Source organism: Pusillimonas noertemannii (assembly GCF_003096595.1).
Classification (GTDB): domain Bacteria; phylum Pseudomonadota; class Gammaproteobacteria; order Burkholderiales; family Burkholderiaceae_B; genus Pusillimonas; species Pusillimonas noertemannii.
The window spans coordinates 69,374-87,220 of record NZ_QEKO01000010.1 but is presented as its reverse complement, the minus strand read 5'-3'; the positions used below and the strand labels follow the sequence as shown (position 1 = coordinate 87,220).

The 17,847-nt window shown below is 63.1% G+C and carries 18 protein-coding genes; 13 read left to right on the top strand and 5 right to left on the bottom strand.

The window, feature by feature from the left end:
• Positions 1-898: 898 nt before the first annotated feature.
• The gene (locus C7440_RS18945; RefSeq protein ID WP_116519560.1) at positions 899-1,672 is read right to left on the bottom strand and encodes an IclR family transcriptional regulator; all 774 of its coding nucleotides are present in this window, start codon (positions 1,670-1,672) and stop codon (positions 899-901) included.
• A gap of 129 nt (positions 1,673-1,801) precedes the next feature.
• Between C7440_RS18945 and C7440_RS18940 the strand changes: the two genes are divergently transcribed.
• The 3 genes from C7440_RS18940 to C7440_RS18930 are packed head-to-tail and all read left to right on the top strand — an operon-like array spanning position 1,802 to position 5,060.
• Positions 1,802-3,331, top strand: coding sequence for a class I adenylate-forming enzyme family protein (locus tag C7440_RS18940; RefSeq protein ID WP_116519559.1), 1,530 nt, complete (start codon positions 1,802-1,804; stop codon positions 3,329-3,331).
• A 2-nt stretch (positions 3,332-3,333) separates the two neighbouring features.
• Positions 3,334-4,143: an enoyl-CoA hydratase/isomerase family protein gene (locus C7440_RS18935; RefSeq protein ID WP_017525141.1), complete on the top strand. Its 810-nt coding sequence runs from the start codon at positions 3,334-3,336 to the stop codon at positions 4,141-4,143.
• Between the two features lie 14 nt (positions 4,144-4,157).
• Positions 4,158-5,060, top strand: coding sequence for an enoyl-CoA hydratase-related protein (locus C7440_RS18930; RefSeq protein WP_243410977.1), 903 nt, complete (start codon positions 4,158-4,160; stop codon positions 5,058-5,060).
• Positions 5,061-5,181: 121 nt separating this feature from the next.
• On the opposite strand, the gene lexA is transcribed toward C7440_RS18930, so the two are convergent.
• Positions 5,182-5,829, bottom strand: a complete 648-nt coding sequence (gene lexA, locus C7440_RS18925) for a transcriptional repressor LexA (RefSeq protein ID WP_026068075.1) — start codon at positions 5,827-5,829, stop codon at positions 5,182-5,184.
• A 154-nt stretch (positions 5,830-5,983) separates the two neighbouring features.
• Positions 5,984-7,183 carry an amino acid aminotransferase gene (locus tag C7440_RS18920; RefSeq protein ID WP_017525143.1) on the bottom strand — a complete coding sequence of 400 codons (1,200 nt, stop codon included), beginning with the start codon at positions 7,181-7,183 and terminating at the stop codon, positions 5,984-5,986.
• Positions 7,184-7,312: 129 nt separating this feature from the next.
• Here C7440_RS18920 and uvrB point away from each other — a divergent pair, with 129 nt between their 5' ends.
• The 10 genes from uvrB (at position 7,313) to iscX (ending at position 15,921) form a co-directional block, all read left to right on the top strand.
• Entirely contained in the window at positions 7,313-9,328 is a 2,016-nt protein-coding gene (gene uvrB / locus C7440_RS18915) for an excinuclease ABC subunit UvrB (RefSeq protein ID WP_116519558.1), read from the top strand.
• Between the two features lie 436 nt (positions 9,329-9,764).
• On the top strand, positions 9,765-10,256 hold the full coding sequence (locus tag C7440_RS18910) for a low molecular weight protein-tyrosine-phosphatase (protein ID WP_116519557.1): 492 nt from the start codon (positions 9,765-9,767) through the stop codon (positions 10,254-10,256).
• Positions 10,257-10,427: 171 nt separating this feature from the next.
• Positions 10,428-10,937, top strand: a complete 510-nt coding sequence (iscR, locus tag C7440_RS18905; protein WP_116519556.1) for a Fe-S cluster assembly transcriptional regulator IscR — start codon at positions 10,428-10,430, stop codon at positions 10,935-10,937.
• Between the two features lie 36 nt (positions 10,938-10,973).
• Complete coding sequence (locus C7440_RS18900) at positions 10,974-12,191, top strand: IscS subfamily cysteine desulfurase (protein WP_116519555.1); 1,218 nt, start codon at positions 10,974-10,976, stop codon at positions 12,189-12,191.
• 24 nt (positions 12,192-12,215) lie between these two features.
• Positions 12,216-12,599 carry a Fe-S cluster assembly scaffold IscU gene (gene iscU / locus C7440_RS18895; protein WP_017525148.1) on the top strand — a complete coding sequence of 128 codons (384 nt, stop codon included), beginning with the start codon at positions 12,216-12,218 and terminating at the stop codon, positions 12,597-12,599.
• Between the two features lie 5 nt (positions 12,600-12,604).
• Positions 12,605-12,928 carry an iron-sulfur cluster assembly protein IscA gene (gene iscA / locus C7440_RS18890; protein WP_017525149.1) on the top strand — a complete coding sequence of 108 codons (324 nt, stop codon included), beginning with the start codon at positions 12,605-12,607 and terminating at the stop codon, positions 12,926-12,928.
• A gap of 1 nt (position 12,929) precedes the next feature.
• Positions 12,930-13,463 (top strand): Fe-S protein assembly co-chaperone HscB, encoded by a 534-nt coding sequence (gene hscB / locus C7440_RS18885; RefSeq protein WP_116519554.1) that lies wholly within the window; start codon positions 12,930-12,932, stop codon positions 13,461-13,463.
• A 6-nt stretch (positions 13,464-13,469) separates the two neighbouring features.
• A complete protein-coding gene (gene hscA / locus C7440_RS18880) occupies positions 13,470-15,338 on the top strand; it encodes a Fe-S protein assembly chaperone HscA (protein WP_116519553.1) in 1,869 nt (622 codons plus the stop codon).
• Between the two features lie 50 nt (positions 15,339-15,388).
• A complete protein-coding gene (gene fdx, locus C7440_RS18875) occupies positions 15,389-15,730 on the top strand; it encodes an ISC system 2Fe-2S type ferredoxin (protein WP_116519552.1) in 342 nt (113 codons plus the stop codon).
• Positions 15,730-15,921 (top strand): Fe-S cluster assembly protein IscX, encoded by a 192-nt coding sequence (iscX, locus tag C7440_RS18870; protein WP_017525153.1) that lies wholly within the window; start codon positions 15,730-15,732, stop codon positions 15,919-15,921. The genes fdx and iscX overlap by 1 nt, the downstream gene beginning before the upstream one ends.
• An 8-nt stretch (positions 15,922-15,929) precedes the next feature.
• Here iscX and C7440_RS18865 read toward each other — a convergent pair whose 3' ends face one another.
• Positions 15,930-16,979 carry a glycosyltransferase family 4 protein gene (locus C7440_RS18865; RefSeq protein WP_116519551.1) on the bottom strand — a complete coding sequence of 350 codons (1,050 nt, stop codon included), beginning with the start codon at positions 16,977-16,979 and terminating at the stop codon, positions 15,930-15,932.
• Entirely contained in the window at positions 16,976-17,767 is a 792-nt protein-coding gene (locus tag C7440_RS18860; RefSeq protein ID WP_116519550.1) for a UDP-2,3-diacylglucosamine diphosphatase, read from the bottom strand. Before C7440_RS18860 ends, C7440_RS18865 begins: the two co-directional genes overlap by 4 nt.
• Positions 17,768-17,847: the final 80 nt, after the last annotated feature.

Sequence of the window (17,847 nt, the reverse complement as noted above, 5' to 3'; positions counted from 1 at the left end):
GGTTTTTATTCATCGGCTCGCAGATTCGCTAGACGCTTCCTCCCCACACTCGGTCGCCCTCATGCAGTTGCGCTTCACTTCACTTGCAGTGATCACCTTGTGGTGGGACTTGCACCCACTAGAGTAGGCCCATGCTGGGCACACCTCGCGGCGGCGGGCCAGTGGTCCGCCAAGCGTGCCGCTCGAACAGTTGCGGGCTTGCATCCCCAAAAACGACAGGGTGCTCGGCTCGCTCAACGTCGCCCAAAATACTTACCCCGCATCACGCCTCTTGCTGTCTCAAATTGTGGCGTTCAAGAGCATCTAGGGTGGGGGCGCCAAATTTTTCTGCCCGACGTCGGTCTGTACTGTGTGGCATTGTCTATCTTGCAGCGGCATCTCAGCAGCACCCGGCTCATTGGGCGCCATGCCCTGGGCATCGGAATATGGAGCCGACCACCATTCACCCTCCTGCAGCGATCTTCCACTGTGCAGTGAGCTTTACGCGCTACGTACTACGTGCCTCGCACGAGGGCCGTTTATCTGAGTTGGCGCAGTTCCTGTGAGCCGGGGTATGTCTGGGCCGGGCGTTGGCGGTCGAGCCAGGCGCCGCAGAAGGGAGGGCGAAGGCCCGGACGATGCGGACAGGCGGGCCCGAAGGGACGACTACCTCCGTCCGGCTCAGACATGCCCTGCAGCGCAGGAACGGGTTTAAAACCAGCATCCTCACAGCCAAGCACAGCCACGACTCAAGAACCAGCATCCTCACAGCCAAGCGCGGGAACGATTCAAGAGCCAACACCCTTGCAGCCAAGCACAGGAACGGTGCAGAAGCCAACACCCCCACGGTCAAGCCCGAAAGCAGCGCAAGTACCAGCACCCGAAAAAGTGACGGAACGGCCGGGGGGCAAGGACCCCGTCATTCAACCGGTTCGATCCGGGCCCGGCCGATTTCCTCGGCCGCCGCCAGCAATACAGGCGCCAGCTCGTGGTACATGTCGTGCTTGCTGACCACCACAGTGGGAATCGGCATCGTCAACGCCGCCAGCGTCTCCTTCCACTGGATCGGTACCGAAATACCCCCGATTCCTTCCTGCCACACATTCCTTACCACCGCATAGCCCAGCCGGAAGCATGCCTGCAGCGCCTGCTCGAACTGCTCGCCGCTTTCACCACGCTGCTGCAGTTCGCTGCGCAGCCGGTTCAGGAGGGACCAGCGCTTGCGTTCGGGCATTGCCGCCAGGGTGGCGATGCCCGCTGCCGACACGCTCATGCGCAGGCGGCCGCCGGTGGCCAGGCGGATGGCGTTCGGGTCGGCGCCCTGGGCCACGTCCACGAAGCACATGTGCAGGCCGTCCCGGATCGCCAGCGCCACGGTGTGGCCGGTGCGTTCGCTGATCGACTTCAGGTGCGGCCGCAGGCGGTCGCGCAATTCCATGCCCGCCAGCAGGGGGTAGCCCAGGGTCAGGTTCTTGGGTGTCAGCTCGTAGGTGCGTCCCAGTTCTGAACGGCGTAGATAGCCCAGCTCGGTCAGCGTGTAGGTAAGGCGGCTTACGGTGGAGGGCGGCAGGGTGACCAGCCTGGCGATTTCGCCGTTGCCCAGGGGCTTTTGTACCCGCGAGAGGCATTCCAGTATGGCCAGCCCGCGTGCCAGTGCGTCGACGAACTGGCGGTCTTCCTTGTTGGGTTTCATGGCTCTCTTGATTTTTGCCTGGCGGAAAGGTTTTCTGCGCAATCATATTAAGATTGGACTGTATGTACAAATCGAAGGCCGCCCATGCCTGGCGCTTTCTTCGAAACCAGAACACCAGGAGACGATTCAATGCTCGCAGGCGATATGCTGCGGCGTTCCGCGGAACGCTTTCCCTCCAAACCCGCCGTGCTGTGGCAGGACCAGTCGATCTCGTACCGCGAGCTCGACCTGGCCGCCAACCGCCTGGCCCATGCCCTGATCAACGCCGGCATCGCCAAGGGCGAAAAGGTGGGCATGCTGTGCAGAAACCGCATCGAATACGCCATTGTCTTTTTTGGCGCGGCGCGCTCGGGTGCCGTGCTGGTGAACATCTCCACACTCTACCAGGCCGACGAGCTGGCCTATGTGCTTGAAAAGGCCGATGTCACCACCTTGTTCTACGAGGACGTATTCCAGGAGAAGGTCGACGCGGTGCGCGGGCGGCCGCCCATGCTGAAGCGCTTCGTGCGCATAGGCGAAGCGGGCGGCGATCTTGCTTTCGAGGCTTTTCATCAGAACGAAAGCCAGGACTACCCCGACCTGGGCCTGAAGCCCGAAGACCCTTTCTGCATGACCTACACCGGCGGCACCACGGGGCGGCCCAAGGGCGTGCTGTGCAGCCATCTCAACCGTTACATCACGGCGCACACCGTGGCCATGGAAGAGGCGCTGGACGAGCGCGACGTGGTCGGCATCGTTACGCCGCTGTTCCATGTGGCGGCCCTGAACATTATGTTCCAGCCGGCGGTGCTGGTGGGTGCCACCAGCACCTTCCTGACCAAATGGAGCCCCGAGGCCTTTGGCGACATGGTCGAAGAAACCGGCATGACGGCCGCCTTCATGGTGCCCACCCAGATTTCGATGGTGGTCAGCGACAAGGGCTTCGATCCCGCCCGGTATGCCTCGTGGCGCAAGGTTTCATTTGCCGGGGCGCCCATGCCCGACTGGGTGCAGAAGGAAATGCTGCAGCATCTTCCCGATGTGGCCATGACGCAGATATACGGGCAATCTGAACTGGGCGTGCTGACGTCGCTGCGTTCCTGGTATGTGCGCGACAAGCTCGGCTCGGTGGGGCGGCAGGCCTATAACGTCGACGTTGCGCTGGTCGACCCGCAGGGCCAGCCCGTGGGGCCGGGCGAAATCGGCGAGATCGCCTCGCGTGGCGACAACGTGATGATCGAATACTACAACGAGCCCGAGCAAACCGCCGCCTTCTGGAGAAACGGCTGGGCCCTTACCGGCGATCTGGCCATTCGCGATGAGGACGGCTTCATCTTCCTGGTCGACCGCGCCAAGGACATGATGATCTCGGGCGGCGAAAACGTATACCCCAAAGAAATCGAGGACGCCATCTACGAGCTCGATGCCGTGGCCGAATGCGCGGTGTTCGGCATACCCGACGACAAATGGGGCGAAGTGCCCGCGGCCTATGTGCTGCTGCGCGAGGGGGCCGAGCTTAGTGAAGAAGCCATCGTCGCGCACTGCGAAAAAAAGCTCGCGCGCTTCAAGCGTCCCCGCCTCATCAAGTTCGTCAGTGATTTTCCCAAGACGCCCATCGGGAAGATCCAGAAGAATCTGCTTCGCGACAAATACTGGGCCGACCGAGAAAAGAAGATATAGCCATGACCGACCCTTACGATTCCTATCAGCGCCTGCAGTTCGACTGGCCCAGCGACGGCGTGCTGCGCATTACCATGACCAACCCGGGCCGGCTCAATTCGGCCGACCATGTCATGCACGGCGAGCTGGTGCGCGTCTGGCGCGACATCGATGCCGACCCGCGCGTGCGGGCGGCCATCATACGCGGCTCCGAAGGGGCGTTTTCCTCGGGCGGCGATCTTGACCTCGTGCGCGACATGACGCAAGACTTCGACGTGCTGACCCGTGTCTGGAAAGAAGCGCGCGACCTGGTCTACAACCTTATCAATTGCTCCAAGCCCCTGGTATCGGCCATGGACGGCCCCGCCGTGGGCGCCGGGCTGGTTGCCGGCCTGCTGGCCGACATCTCCATCGCGGCGCGCGATGCGCGCATCATCGACGGCCATACGCGCCTGGGCGTGGCAGCGGGCGATCACGCGGCCGTGGTCTGGCCACTGTTGTGCGGCATGGCCAAGGCCAAGTACTACCTGATGCTGTGCGAGGCGGTCAGCGGCGAAGAGGCCGAGCGCATCGGGCTGGTGTCGCTGTGCGTCGATGCCGGCGAGCTGCACGACAAGTCGCTCGACGTGGCGCGCCGGCTGGCGGCCGGGTCGCCCAGCGCACTGCGCTGGACCAAGTATGCGCTGAACAACTGGCTGCGCATGGCGGGCCCCACCTTCGACACTTCGCTGGCGCTGGAATTCCTGGGTTTCAAGGGCCCCGACGTGCAGGAAGGCCTGGCCTCGCTGCGCGAGAAGAGGCGGCCCGATTTCAGCAAAGACAGTCCCTTGTAGGGCGGGGTAGACATATGTCGGAAGATCACGTTTCGCCGCAGAATGGCTCGCCGGGCGGTGCCCGTCCCGGTTCACGGCAAGGCTCGCAAGCCGATTCCCACCCAGCCGGTTCGCAGCAGGGCATGCAAGACGACCCGCGCCAGCAAGGGCCGCTGGTGCTGCTCGAACGCATCAGCCCCGCCGTGGCCGTGGTGCGCCTGAACCGCCCGCACGTGCGCAATGCGCTCGACCTGGGCATCCGCAAAGAGCTTGCGCACGTGTTCCGCGCCTTTGCCGACGAAGACGAACTGCGCTGCGTGGTGCTTACCGGAAACGAAGAGTGTTTCGCCGCGGGCGCCGACATCGAAGACATGTCGCGCATCGATGCCATGCAGATGTACCACCGCCACACCGAGCGCCTGTGGGCGGCGGTGGCCGAGTGCCCCGTGCCGGTCATTTCGGCCGTTAGCGGCTACGCCCTGGGCGGCGGCCTGGAACTGGCCATGAACACCGACATCATCATCGCCGGGCGCAGTGCGCGCTTCGGCCAGCCCGAGGTGAAGGTGGGCATTATGCCGGGCGCCGGCGGCACCCAAAGGCTTACCCGCGCCATCGGCAAGTTCCAGGCCATGTACCTGTGCATGAGCGGCCACCTGGTCTCGGCCGACGAGGCCTATGCCATGGGGCTCGTAAGCAAGGTGGTGGACGACGAGCAGGTGATGACGCACAGCCTTGAACTGGCGCAGCAGCTTTCAAGAATGCCCCCCGTGGCCCTGCAGCAGATCAAAGAGGTAATACTGCACGGCGCCGACGCGCCGCTGGGGGCCGCCCTTGCGCTGGAGCGCAAGGCGGTGCAGCTGCTGTTTGCCAGCCAGGACAAGAACGAAGGCATGAACGCCTTTCTGGAAAAGCGCCGGCCGCAGTATCAGGGCCGATAAGCATTGGGGCGGTGGGAGCCCGTCGAGGCCCCGCATGCCCCGGATGGCGACGAAGAAAATTTTCCCGGTACGGCCCCGACGCTTGCGCGAAGGCCCCGCGCTTGCCGAAAAACGCGGCGGATTACTGCAGCGGCGTATTGCGGATGAGGCCCACCGCGATGCCTTCAAGAGAGAAGTCGTCTTGTGCGGTAACGACGATGGGCTGGAAATCGGGGTTTTCGGGCAGGAGCTGCAGGGTGCCGCCCGAGCGCTGCAGGCGCTTGACGGTGACTTCGTCGCCCAGGCGCGCAACGACGATTTGGCCATTGCGGGCCTCGGCCGCCTTTTTGACGGCCAGCAGGTCGCCGTCGAGGATGCCGGCGTCGCGCATGCTGAGGCCGCGCACGCGCAAGAGGTAATCAGGCGCCTGGGTGAACAGCGAGGGTTCGACGCCGATTTCGCGTTCTACGTGTTCGGCCGCCAAGATGGGGCTGCCCGCAGCCACCCGGCCCACGATGGGCAGCAGCATATGCGCCAGCGCGACGACAGGCGAGGGCGAAGGGGATTCGGGCTGGGATTCGAGCAGGCGGATGCCGCGCGAGGCGCCGGCGGTGAGCTCGATGGCGCCCTTGCGGGCCAGGGCGCGCAGATGGTCTTCGGCGGCGTTGGCCGAACGAAAGCCCAGGGCGCGCGCGATTTCGGCGCGCGTGGGCGGAAAGCCGGTACGCGCGATGTCGCTGCGAATGAGATCGAGGATCTGTTGCTGGCGTTCGGTAAGCTTGGTAGCCATTGCGCGTTATAACCTGTGTTTTTGTACAGTCAAGAGCATTCTGCTTTAGTTCAGGAAAAAAATCAAGCCGGCGGGGCTTGTCGCCCGGCCGGCTTGATTGTGCGCGCATGGCCTGGCGCGGCGCGGCCGCAAAGGGCCGGCGCCGCCCGAAGGCTTACAGCACTTGCGCGATGGCGTTGGCCACGTAGTCGATGTTGCCGCTGTTGAGCGCCGCGACGCAGATGCGGCCGCTGCTGACCGCATACACGCCGTGCTCGACGCGCAGCCGCTCGACCTGCTCGGCGCTAAGGCCCGAATACGAGAACATGCCGCGCTGGGCCAGCACGAAATCGAAATCCTGGGCCACGTTGCGGGCCTTGAGCTTTTCGACCAGCTGGGTGCGCACCGCGCGAATGCGGTCGCGCATCTGGGCCAGTTCCTCAGCCCACAGGCCGTGCAGTTCGGGCGTGTTGAGCACCGTGGACACCACCGTGCCGCCATGGGTGGGCGGGTTGGAGTAGTTGGTGCGGATGATCCGCTTGAGCTGGCTGAGGACGCGCGCGCTTTCATCTTGCGACGAGGTGACCAGGGTCAGGGCGCCTACACGCTCGCCGTACAGCGAGAACGATTTCGAGAACGACGAGCTGATCAGCATGGTGAGATCGAGCGAGGCGAACAGGCGCACCACCGAGGCGTCTTCTTCCAGGCCTTCGCCGAAGCCCTGGTAGGCGATGTCAAGGAAGGGCACCAGGTCGCCTTCTTTGACGGCTTGGGCGATCTGCTGCCATTGCTCGAAGGTGGGGTCGACGCCGGTGGGGTTGTGGCAGCAGGCATGCAATACCACGACGGTCTTGGCGGGCAGGGCCTTGAGGCCGGCCAGCATGCCGTCGAAATCAAGGCCGTGGGTGGCCGGGTCGTAGTAAGGATAGGTTTCGACGGTAAAGCCGGCGCGTTCGAACAGGGCGCGGTGGTTTTCCCAGCTGGGGTTGCTGATGGCCACCTTGGACTGCGGCAGCAGCTGGCGCAGGAAGTCGGCGCCGATCTTGAGCGCACCGGTGCCGCCCAGGGCCTGGGCCGTAAGGGCGCGGCCGGAAGCGATGACTTCGGAGCCTTCGCCCAGCAGCAGGACCTGCGCCGCCTTGTTGTATGCGGCCAGGCCGTCGATGGGCAGATAGCCGCGCGCGGCGGCGGCTTCGATGCGTTGAACCTCTGCCTGGCGCACAGCGCGGAGCAGCGGAATTCGTCCCTCGTCGTTGTAATACACGCCCACGCCCAGATTGACTTTCTGGGGACGGGTATCTGAGTTGTATTGTTCGTTCAGGCCAAGAATGGGGTCGCGGGGAGCGAGTTCGACAGCATCGAAAAGAGAGGTCATGTTGGATGGGGAAGGAGAGGGGTGAATGTGCAATAAATGAACTGCAATAGTGAGATAATAAGGGGTTAACCCTAGCACTGTCCACCAAACCCGGCCTTAGCGCCCCCTCTTTTTTGCATGGCAGCCACATTGAAAGCCCCCGGATTCATACAGTATCCGAACAGCCCCTTCGAGCTCTACCAGCCGTATCCGCCGGCGGGCGACCAGCCCGTGGCCATCGATGCGCTGGTAGAGGGCATCAACGACGGCCTGATGTTCCAGACCCTGCTGGGCGTTACCGGTTCGGGCAAGACCTACACCATGGCCAACGTCATTGCCCAGACCGGGCGGCCGGCCATCGTGCTGGCCCCCAACAAGACGCTGGCGGCGCAGCTGTATGCCGAATTCCGCGAGTTCTTTCCGCGCAATGCGGTCGAGTACTTTGTCTCGTACTACGACTACTACCAGCCCGAGGCCTACGTGGCGGCGCGCGACCTTTTCATCGAAAAGGATTCCTCCATCAACGAGCACATCGAGCAGATGCGCCTTTCGGCCACCAAAAGCCTGCTCGAGCGCCGCGACACCATCATCGTGGGCTCGGTCTCGTGCATCTACGGCATAGGCAACCCGGGCGACTACCACGCCATGGTGCTTACGCTGCGCACGGGCGATTCCATTCCCCGGCAAGAGCTGCTGGCCCGGTTGGTGGCCATGCAGTACGAGCGCAACGACGTCGAGTTTGCGCGCGGCACCTTCCGCGCACGCGGCGAAACCATAGACGTGTTTCCGGCCGAACACGCCGAACTGGCGGTGCGCATTACGCTGTTCGACGACGAGGTCGAATCGCTCGAGCTGTTCGACCCCCTTACCGGCAAGATTCGCCAGAAAGTGCTGCGCTTTACCGTGTTCCCGCGCTCGCACTATGTGACGCCGCGCGAAACCGTATTGAGGGCCATCGAAACCATCAAGGACGAGCTGCGCGACCGCCTGGCCTTTTTCATGGCCGAGAACAAGCTGGTCGAGGCCCAGCGGCTCGAGCAGCGCACCCGCTTCGATCTTGAAATGCTGCAAGAACTGGGCTTTTGCAAGGGCATCGAGAACTACTCGCGCCACCTGTCGGGCGCCGCGCCGGGCGAGCCACCGCCCACCCTCATCGACTATCTGCCGGCCGACGCCCTGATGTTCATCGATGAAAGCCACGTCACCATGGGCCAGCTGGGCGCCATGTACAAGGGCGACCGTTCGCGCAAAGAAACCCTGGTCACCTACGGCTTTCGCCTTCCTTCGGCGCTCGACAACCGGCCCCTCAAGATGGAGGAGTTCGAGCAGCGCATGCGCCAGACTGTCTTTGTGTCGGCCACGCCCGCCAATTACGAGAAAGAGCACGCCGACAACGTGGTCGAGCAGGTCGTGCGGCCCACTGGCCTGGTCGACCCCCGGGTCGAGGTGCGGCCGGCCGTTACCCAGGTGGACGACCTGCTGGGCGAGATCAAGCTGCGCGTGGCCAAGCACGAAAGGGTGCTGGTCACCACGCTGACCAAGCGCATGGCCGAAGACCTTACCGACTACTTGGGCGAAAACGGCCTGAAGGTGCGCTATCTGCACTCTGACATCGACACGGTGGAAAGGGTAGAGATACTGCGCGACCTGCGCCTGGGCACCTTCGACGTGTTGGTGGGCATCAACCTGCTGCGCGAGGGGCTGGACATACCCGAGGTTTCCCTGGTGGCCATTCTGGATGCCGACAAAGAGGGTTTCCTGCGGTCCGAACGCAGCCTCATCCAGACCATCGGCCGCGCCGCGCGCAACCTCAACGGCCAGGCCATACTGTATGCCGATCGCATCACCGATTCCATGCACCGAGCCATCGGCGAGACCGAGCGCCGCCGGGCCAAGCAGCTCGAGTTCAACGAACACCACGGCATTACGGCCCGGGGCGTCAGCAAGGCGGTGCGCGAGCTGATCGACGGTGTTCTGGCTCCGGCCCAGGCTCCGGCCGATACCGGAGTGGCACCCGAGATCCTGGCCGACGACAAACTGCTGGCACGCGAAATCCGGCGTCTCGAAAAGGCCATGACCGACCATGCCCGCAACCTGGAGTTCGAGCAGGCCGCCGCGGCGCGCGACGCGCTGAACCGCCTCAAGCAGCAGGCCCTCTTAAGCTGAGAACGCCGAGCTGCCCTCCGAAATATCCAAGTTCCAGCTTTCGCTGCTGCGCTCCGGAATGCAAGGGTAGGGGCGTCTAAGTTCGGCCAAATACTTTTCGTTGCACTTTTCCAACAGAAATTGACGGACCGCCGTCAAGTGATGCTGCATTGCAACGCAAGCCAGTGCGGGACAAGCCGAGCCGCAGGGCCTGAAATTTTCCTCGGGAACCTTATGCGGTGTTCATCACTCTGTCATAAGCATATGCCGCCGAATCTTTGCTGCACCGCATAAAGCCGTGATTTGCCCGATTTCAGGACTGTCCTCCACCAACTCGCAGGGCGCTTGTAAGGCCTTATTTCCGCGAGATTTTTTGCTTGTCAACAGACATGTCGCCGGTTGAATGGCCTAGCGGAATCTATTGCCTTATTGCGGGTTTTCCCTCACAATTTGACCTATGATGACTAAGGTACTTTTCGTTTGCATGGGTAATATCTGCCGCTCACCCAGCGCAGAGGGCGTTTTTCGCCATATGATCGACGAAGCCGGTCTGTCCGGTGTCGTCCAGGTCGATTCCGCCGCCACTCACACTTTCCACTTGGGCGAATCCCCCGACGCCCGTGCGCAGGCGGCTGCGCGCAAGCGCGGCTACGACATTTCCCATTGTGTCGCCCGTCAGGTCAAGCCCGAAGATTTTCGCGAGTACGACCTGATCCTGGCCATGGACTGGGAAAATCTTTCTGCACTGCAACAGCAGTGCCCCAAGGTCTACCATCACAAGCTCATGCTGCTCATGCGCTTTGCCAACGAGTTCGAAGAAGCCACGGTGCCCGATCCTTACTACGGCGGCGTCGAAGGCTTCTCCAAGGTGCTCGACTACCTCGAAGATGCCTGTCAGGGCGTGCTCGAGGTCGTGCGCAAGCGTGTCACCCAGTACCAGGCGGCCTGATTCCCCGCAGGGCCATGGCTTCACGGTAAAAAAACCGCGCATCCAGCACGGTTTTTTTATGGGCGCATACCCTATCAAATCAGTCGGGAATTTGCTATACTTGACTTAATTGGTCGGGTATTGGCGGGCGCACCGCCGCCGGCCGCAACTCGTAGCAGGCAAGGAACAACCATGCGTTTGACCACCAAGGGGCGTTTTGCAGTCACTGCCATGATAGACCTGGCTTTGCGTCAGCAAAGCGGCCCCGTCACGCTCGCAGCCATCAGCCAGCGCCAGAACATCTCGCTTTCATATCTCGAGCAGTTGTTCGGCAAGCTGCGCCGCCACGAACTCGTCGACAGTGTGCGCGGTCCCGGCGGCGGCTACACCCTGGCCCGCCTGGCTCGCAACATTACCGTCGCCGACATCATCTTCGCCGTAGACGAGCCCCTCGATGCCACCAGCTGTGGCGGCAAAGAAGACTGCAACGTGGGCCGCAGCGGCCAGTCCAGCAAGTGCATGACGCACGAACTCTGGACAACCCTCAACCGCAAAATGGTCGAATACCTCGACTCGGTCTCTTTGCAAGACCTGGTCGACAAACAACGCATGCGGCTGGTCAAAGAAGCCAGCGAGGCCCAGGCGGCCCTGCGCATGCAACCGCCCGCCAAGGCTAAAATTACGTCCTCGCTGCCCGCCTAGGGCGGCAGGGCATATATCGCATTAGGAGCTCGCTTGATGTCTTCCCCTTCACGACCGGTCTATCTGGATTACTCGGCCACCACGCCGGTCGATCCCCGCGTGGTCGAAAAAATGGTGCCGTGGCTGTATGAGAACTTCGGCAACCCCGCCTCGCGCAGCCATGCCTATGGCTGGGACGCCGAAGAAGCCGTCGAGCAGGCCCGCTCTGAAGTCGCGCAGCTGGTCAATGCCGACCCGCGCGAAATCATCTGGACTTCCGGGGCCACCGAATCCGACAACCTGGCCATCAAGGGCGCTGCGCATTTCTATTCCGGCCGCGGCAAGCACATCATCACGGTCAAAACCGAACACAAGGCAGTGCTTGACCCCTGCCGCGAACTCGAGCGCCAGGGCTTCGAGGTAAGCTACCTCGACGTGCAAGAAAACGGCCTGGTCGACATCGAAGCCTTCAAGGCGGCGCTGCGTCCCGACACCATCCTGGCCTCGGTGATGCACGTCAACAACGAAGTCGGCGTCATCCAAGACATTGCCGCGCTGGGCGAAATCTGCCGCGACAAAGGCATTATCTTCCACGTCGACGCCACCCAGGGCGCGGGCAAGGTCGAAATCGACCTGCAGGCCCTCAAGGTCGACCTCATGTCCTTCTCGGCGCACAAGGTCTATGGCCCCAAGGGCATCGGCGCGCTGTACGTGCGGCGCAAGCCCCGCGTGCGCATCGAAGCCCAGATGCATGGCGGCGGCCACGAGCGCGGTTTCCGCTCGGGCACCTTGCCCACCCATCAAATCGTGGGCATGGGCGAGGCCTTCCGCCTTGCCCGGCTTGAGATGGCAACCGAAAACGAACGCATCCGCGGCCTGCGCGACCGGCTCTACAAGGGCCTTTCGCAGCTCGACGAAGTCTATGTCAATGGCGATATGGTGCAGCGCGTGCCGCACAACCTCAACATCAGCTTCAACTATGTCGAGGGCGAATCGCTCATCATGGCCATCAAAGAGCTTGCCGTGTCCAGCGGTTCGGCCTGTACTTCGGCCAGCCTCGAGCCCTCGTATGTGCTGCGCGCGTTGGGCCGCAACGACGAACTGGCGCACAGCTCCATCCGTTTCACCCTGGGGCGTTTCACCACCGAGCAAGAAATCGATTTCGCGATCAAGCTGGTGGTCGACCGCGTAAGCAAATTGCGCGACATGTCCCCCTTGTGGGAAATGGCCCAAGAGGGCATCGACTTGAACTCTGTCCAATGGGCGGCACATTAATATATAAAGGAAGGAGCCCAATCCATGGCTTACAGCGACAAAGTACTCGACCACTACGAAAACCCCCGCAACGTCGGTGCATTCGATAAATCCGACGAAAGCGTGGGCACCGGCATGGTCGGCGCGCCGGCCTGTGGCGACGTCATGAAGCTGCAGATCAAGGTCAACAACGCCGGCGTCATCGAAGACGCGCGCTTCAAGACCTACGGCTGCGGTTCGGCCATCGCGTCCAGTTCGCTGGTTACCGAGTGGGTCAAGGGCAAAACGCTTGACCAGGCACTTGAAATCCGCAACACGCAAATCGCCGAAGAACTGGCATTGCCGCCCGTCAAGATCCACTGTTCGATTCTGGCCGAAGACGCCATCAAGGCGGCGGTCCAGAACTACAAAGACAAGCACCAGGAATAACGCATATGGCTATCACGCTTACTCAGACCGCAGCGGAACACATCGGCCGCTACCTTGAAAAACGGGGCAAGGGGCTGGGTCTGCGTTTGGGCGTTCGCACCACCGGCTGCTCCGGCATGGCCTACAAGCTCGAGTACGTCGACGAGCCCGATCCGCAAGACCACGTCTTCGAAAACTTCGGGGTCAAGGTGTTTGTCGACCCCAAAAGCCTGGCCTACCTCGAGGGCACCCAGCTCGACTATGGACGCGAAGGCCTCAACGAGGGGTTCAAGTTCACCAACCCCAACGAGAAAGCCACCTGCGGCTGCGGCGAGTCCTTCACGGTGTAGCGTGGCAAGCGAAGACTATTTTCAACTGTTCGGTTTGCCTTCGCAGTTTGCCCTTGACAGCGATACCCTCGATGCAAGCTGGCGCCGCCTGGCCGCCCAGGTGCACCCCGACCGCTACGCCACCGCCGGCCCGGCTGAACGCCGGGTCGCGATGCAATGGGCGTCCACCATCAATGACGCCTACCGCATCCTGAAGTCTCCCATTGCCCGCGCGCGCTATCTGTGCGAGAAGGCGGGCTGCGACCTGCAAACCGAAAACAACACCCGCATGGACGGCCAGTTCCTGATGCGCCAGATGGAATGGCGCGAGCAGCTCGACGAGGCCAGGCAGGCCGCAAGCCTCGAGCAGGCGCAGGCGCTTGACGACAGCATCGAGGCCAGCCGCCGCGACATCCAGGCGCTCGTGGCCGATCTAATCGACCAGCAACACGATTACGATGGCGCCGCGGCCAAGGTGCGCGAATGGATGTTCATCGAAAAGCTGCTTGCTGAAACCCAGTCCCTGCGCAACGAACTGCGCGATCGACGTCACTGAATCCTTATGGCATTACTGCAAATTTCCGAGCCGGGCGAATCGCCGGTTCCCCACCAGCGCAAACTGGCGGTGGGCATAGACCTGGGCACCACCCATTCCCTGGTGGCCGCCGTGCGCAGCAGTGTTCCCGAAGTATTGTCCGATGCCGAAGGCCGCGTGCTGCTGCCTTCGGTCGTGCGCTACCTGGCCGACGGGGGCAGGCAGGTGGGCTACGAAGCCCGTGCCCGGCAGGCGTCCGACACGCTCAACACCATCGCCTCGGTCAAGCGCCTTATCGGTCGTTCACTGGAAGAAGCCCGGCGCGAGGGCGCCGCCTACGAGTTTTCCGAACAGGCTGAGGGCGTGCGGCTTCAGACCGTGCAGGGCGGGTTTTCGCCGGTCGAGGTCTCGAGCCACATTCTTTCGGTGCTGCGCGAGCGCGCCGAGGGCGTGCTGGGCGGCGACCTGGTGGGCGCCGTGATTACCGTGCCCGCCTATTTCGACGACGCCCAACGGCAGGCCACGCGCGACGCGGGCCGGCTTGCGGGGCTGACGGTGCTGCGCCTGCTCAACGAACCTACCGCCGCCGCCATTGCCTATGGGCTGGACCACGCGGCCGAAGGCATCTATGCCGTCTACGACCTGGGCGGCGGCACCTTCGACATCTCCATTTTGCGTCTTACCAAGGGCGTATTCGAAGTGGTAGCCACGGGCGGCGACACGCAGCTGGGCGGCGACGACTTCGACGCGCTCATTGTTTCGCGGCTGGTGCCCGCAGAGCGGCTTCAGGCCCTGGGCAAGGGCGATTTGCGCGCCTTGCACGTGGCGGCCCGTGCGGCCCGCGAGGCCTTGTCCGACGCCGAACAGGTGCCGTTCCAGGTCGATTTGTCCGACGGCTCGCGGGTTCAAGGCTTGCTCGAACGCGCCGATTTCGAGAGCTGGGCCCAGCCCCTGGTGCAGCGCACGCTCAATGCGGCAACGCGCGCCTTGCGCGACGCCGGGCTCGAGCGCGAGCAGATCAAGGGCGTGGTCATGGTGGGCGGCGCAACGCGCATGCCCCTGGTGCGCAGCGAAGTGGCCCGTTTGTTCGGCGCCGAACCGCTTACCGACCTCGATCCCGACCGCGTGGTGGCCCTGGGCGCCGCGCTGCAGGCCAATCTGCTGGCGGGCAATCGCGGCCCCGACGACGATTGGCTGCTGCTTGACGTCACCCCGCTTTCGCTGGGTCTTGAAACCATGGGCGGCCTGGTAGAGCGCGTAATTCCGCGCAACAGCACCATACCCGTGGCGCGCGCGCAAGAATTCACCACTTTCAAAGACGGCCAGACGGCCATGAGCATCCATGCGGTGCAGGGCGAGCGCGAACTGGTGGCCGATTGCCGTTCGCTGGCGCGTTTCGAGCTGCGGGGCATTCCGCCCATGGTGGCGGGCGCCGCGCGCATCCGCGTTACCTTCCAGGTAGATGCCGACGGCCTGCTGCACGTAAGCGCCCGCGAAGACAGTACCGGCGTCGAGGCGTCGGTTTCCGTCAAGCCTTCGTACGGCCTTTCAGACGACGAGGTAGCGCAGATGCTGGCGGCCGGCATGGACAACGCCGGCAGCGACGCCCACGCCCGCGCCCTGCGCGAACAGCAGGTCGAACTGCGCCAGCTGGTCGAGTCTGTGAACGCCGCCCTGGCCGGCGATGCAGACCTGCTTACCGCCGAAGAAAGCCAAGCCATCGCCGGCCTGCTGAAACGCGCGGGCCGCGTACTGGCCATGGACGACGTCGACACCTTGCGCAAGACGCGTGAAGACCTGGCCGCGGCCACCGATTCTTTCGCCGCGCGGCGCATGGACCGCAGCATACGCGCGGCGCTGTCGGGCAAGACCCTGGACGAAGTGTCCAGAAAATAAATAGGCCCGCAGCGGCTGCGCTTCCAGTATTTACAGGCCCCCATACCAACATGCCCAAGATTACCGTTCTGCCTCACCCCGACATCTGTCCCCAAGGGGCCGTTATCGAAGACGCCCCTGTGGGCACTTCCATTTGCCGCATTTTGCTCGACAACGAGGTCGAGATCGAGCACGCCTGCGAGCTTTCCTGCGCCTGTACCACCTGCCACGTAATCGTGCGCCAGGGCTTCGACTCGCTTGAAGAGGCCACCGACAACGAAGAAGACTACCTTGACCGCGCCTGGGGGCTCGAGCCGAACTCGAGGCTTTCCTGCCAGGCCGTGGTGGCCGACCAGGACCTCACCATCGAGATTCCCCGCTACACCATCAACCACGCCAAGGAAAACCACTGATGCGCTGGACCGACACCTACGAGATCGTCGAGGCCCTGCAAGAGGCCCATCCCGACGTCGACCCCGCCCAGTTGCGTTTCACAGACCTGATCGAATGGGTCATGGCGCTGCCCGGCTTTGACGACAGCCGCGACCGCTGCGGCGAGCGCATTCTGGAAGCCATCCAGATGACCTGGATAGACGAGCAGTAGAAGCAGGCTCAGGAAGCGGAATGCGGCCTATCAGCGCTGATGGGCTGAAGATGCCTGAAAAAGGTTCTTGTGGTGGCCTGCCACGAAAACTTCTTCGCATGATCGGCCGGCACGTGGCGCGGTATGGAAAGCGCCCGCAGGCAGGCCTGGCGCAGGTCGCTGTCGACCACGCCGGCGCCGGAATCGGCCAGCACCTCTTGGGTTGACCGCGCCGGCAGCGACGCCACCGGGCAGCCGCAGGCCATGGCCTCCAGCAATACCAGCCCGAACGTATCGGTCAGGCTGGGAAAAACAAATACATCAGCCCTGCGGTAGTAGCCGGCCAGTTCCTCATGAGGCAGGGGGCCGAAATAGCGCACGTCGGGGTAGCGCTTTTTCATTGTTTCCAGCGCCGGGCCACCGCCCACCACCCATTTTTCGCCGGGCAGGTCCAGGCCCAGGAAAGCGTCCAGGTTCTTTTCCACCGCCACGCGGCCTGCGTACAGAAATACCGGTGGCTTGCCGTCCTTTGCCGGCGAGTTGTGTGCGTGCGCTTCCACCGCCTCGGGCCTGAACATCTCCAGGTCGACCCCGCGCGCCCACACCACAACCCGAGCCGGCTCGAAGCCATGCGCCAGCAGGTCGTCGCGCACGCCGGTCGTGGGCACCATGGTCCGCGCGGCGGCGCCGTGAAACCATTTCATCCAGCGATAGCTGATGCCCAGCGGAAGCCGGAAGCGCGCATGCAGATATTCCGGAAAGCGCGTGTGATAGGCGGTGGTAAAGGGTATTCCCAGGCGCAGTGCATGGCGGCGCGCCGCCATGCCCAATGGCCCTTCGGTGGCAATGTGCAGCGCGTCGGGCGCATGCCCGCGGATCAATTTCCCAAGCTTGCCCGGCGGCGGCACCGAAAGCCGGATCTCCGGATAGGTGGGGCAGGGCACCGAGCGAAACAGGCCCGGCTGCACGACTTCCACCTGATGGCCCATGCGGGCAAGCTCCAGGCAGGTCTGCTCCAGCGTAAAGACCACGCCGTTCACCTGCGGCTTCCAGGCATCGGTGACAATCAGCACTTTCATGTGCGCAGGCCCCCAAGGCTCCAGTCGATCAGTTCAAGCCGGCCGTCGTCATGCTCGACCAGCGCCGTCAGGCTTTCCACCCAGTCGCCGTCATTGCAGTACAGAATGCCGTCCACCTCGCGCAGCTCGGCCTTGTGTATGTGGCCGCACACCACGCCATCGTAGCCGCGTTTGCGAGCCTCGTTGACAATGACCTGCTCATAGGCCGAGATAAAGGCCACCGCGTCCTTCACCTTGTGCTTCAGGTACTGCGACAGCGACCAGTATCCCAGCCCCAGGCGATTGCGGGCACGGTTGAACCAGTGGTTCAGCATCAGGATTAGCGTGTATAGCTGGTCGCCCAGGTAGGCCAGCCATTTGGCGTAAAGAATCACCCCGTCGTACTGGTCGCCGTGCGTCACCCATAGCCGGCGCCCGTCCGCCGTGTGGTGTTCCGCCTCCAGCCGCACCTCGATGCCGCCGAAGAAGTTCTGGTCATACAGCCGGGCGAACTCGTCGTGGTTGCCCGGTATGTAGATCACACGCGTGCCCTTGCGCACCTTGCGCAACAGCTTCTGCACCACGTCGTTGTGTGACTGCGGCCAGTTCCAGCGCTTTTTCAATCGCCAGCCGTCGACGATGTCGCCCACCAGATAAAGCGTCTGCGCATCGTGGCGGCGCAGAAAATCCAGCAGGTGCTCGGCCTTGCAGCCTGCCGTACCCAGGTGCACGTCCGAAATCCAGATCGTGCGGTAGCGCCGGGTCTCGCTTTCGGCGTCCAGCGCCGCGGGATCGTATGACGTATGCATGACGTGTATTAAGCCACCCGCGTATGACTGCATCGTGTCATTTACATGGCAGAAAAATGCCAGTTTCGCTGCGGGAAGAT

What these genes read in the sequence shown, in the direction of transcription:
- iscA (WP_017525149.1), top strand. Translation starts at nt 12,605, where the DNA reads ATGGCTATCACGCTTACTCAGACCGCAGCGGAACACATCGGCCGCTAC.
- C7440_RS18910 (WP_116519557.1), top strand. Translation starts at nt 9,765, where the DNA reads ATGATGACTAAGGTACTTTTCGTTTGCATGGGTAATATCTGCCGCTCA.
- C7440_RS18900 (WP_116519555.1), top strand. Translation starts at nt 10,974, where the DNA reads ATGTCTTCCCCTTCACGACCGGTCTATCTGGATTACTCGGCCACCACG.
- C7440_RS18930 (WP_243410977.1), top strand. Translation starts at nt 4,158, where the DNA reads ATGTCGGAAGATCACGTTTCGCCGCAGAATGGCTCGCCGGGCGGTGCC.
- C7440_RS18865 (WP_116519551.1), bottom strand. Translation starts at nt 16,979, where the DNA reads ATGAAAGTGCTGATTGTCACCGATGCCTGGAAGCCGCAGGTGAACGGC.
- fdx (WP_116519552.1), top strand. Translation starts at nt 15,389, where the DNA reads ATGCCCAAGATTACCGTTCTGCCTCACCCCGACATCTGTCCCCAAGGG.
- C7440_RS18860 (WP_116519550.1), bottom strand. Translation starts at nt 17,767, where the DNA reads ATGCATACGTCATACGATCCCGCGGCGCTGGACGCCGAAAGCGAGACC.
- hscA (WP_116519553.1), top strand. Translation starts at nt 13,470, where the DNA reads ATGGCATTACTGCAAATTTCCGAGCCGGGCGAATCGCCGGTTCCCCAC.
- iscX (WP_017525153.1), top strand. Translation starts at nt 15,730, where the DNA reads ATGCGCTGGACCGACACCTACGAGATCGTCGAGGCCCTGCAAGAGGCC.
- C7440_RS18940 (WP_116519559.1), top strand. Translation starts at nt 1,802, where the DNA reads ATGCTCGCAGGCGATATGCTGCGGCGTTCCGCGGAACGCTTTCCCTCC.
- iscU (WP_017525148.1), top strand. Translation starts at nt 12,216, where the DNA reads ATGGCTTACAGCGACAAAGTACTCGACCACTACGAAAACCCCCGCAAC.
- iscR (WP_116519556.1), top strand. Translation starts at nt 10,428, where the DNA reads ATGCGTTTGACCACCAAGGGGCGTTTTGCAGTCACTGCCATGATAGAC.
- lexA (WP_026068075.1), bottom strand. Translation starts at nt 5,829, where the DNA reads ATGGCTACCAAGCTTACCGAACGCCAGCAACAGATCCTCGATCTCATT.
- C7440_RS18935 (WP_017525141.1), top strand. Translation starts at nt 3,334, where the DNA reads ATGACCGACCCTTACGATTCCTATCAGCGCCTGCAGTTCGACTGGCCC.
- C7440_RS18945 (WP_116519560.1), bottom strand. Translation starts at nt 1,672, where the DNA reads ATGAAACCCAACAAGGAAGACCGCCAGTTCGTCGACGCACTGGCACGC.
- C7440_RS18920 (WP_017525143.1), bottom strand. Translation starts at nt 7,183, where the DNA reads ATGACCTCTCTTTTCGATGCTGTCGAACTCGCTCCCCGCGACCCCATT.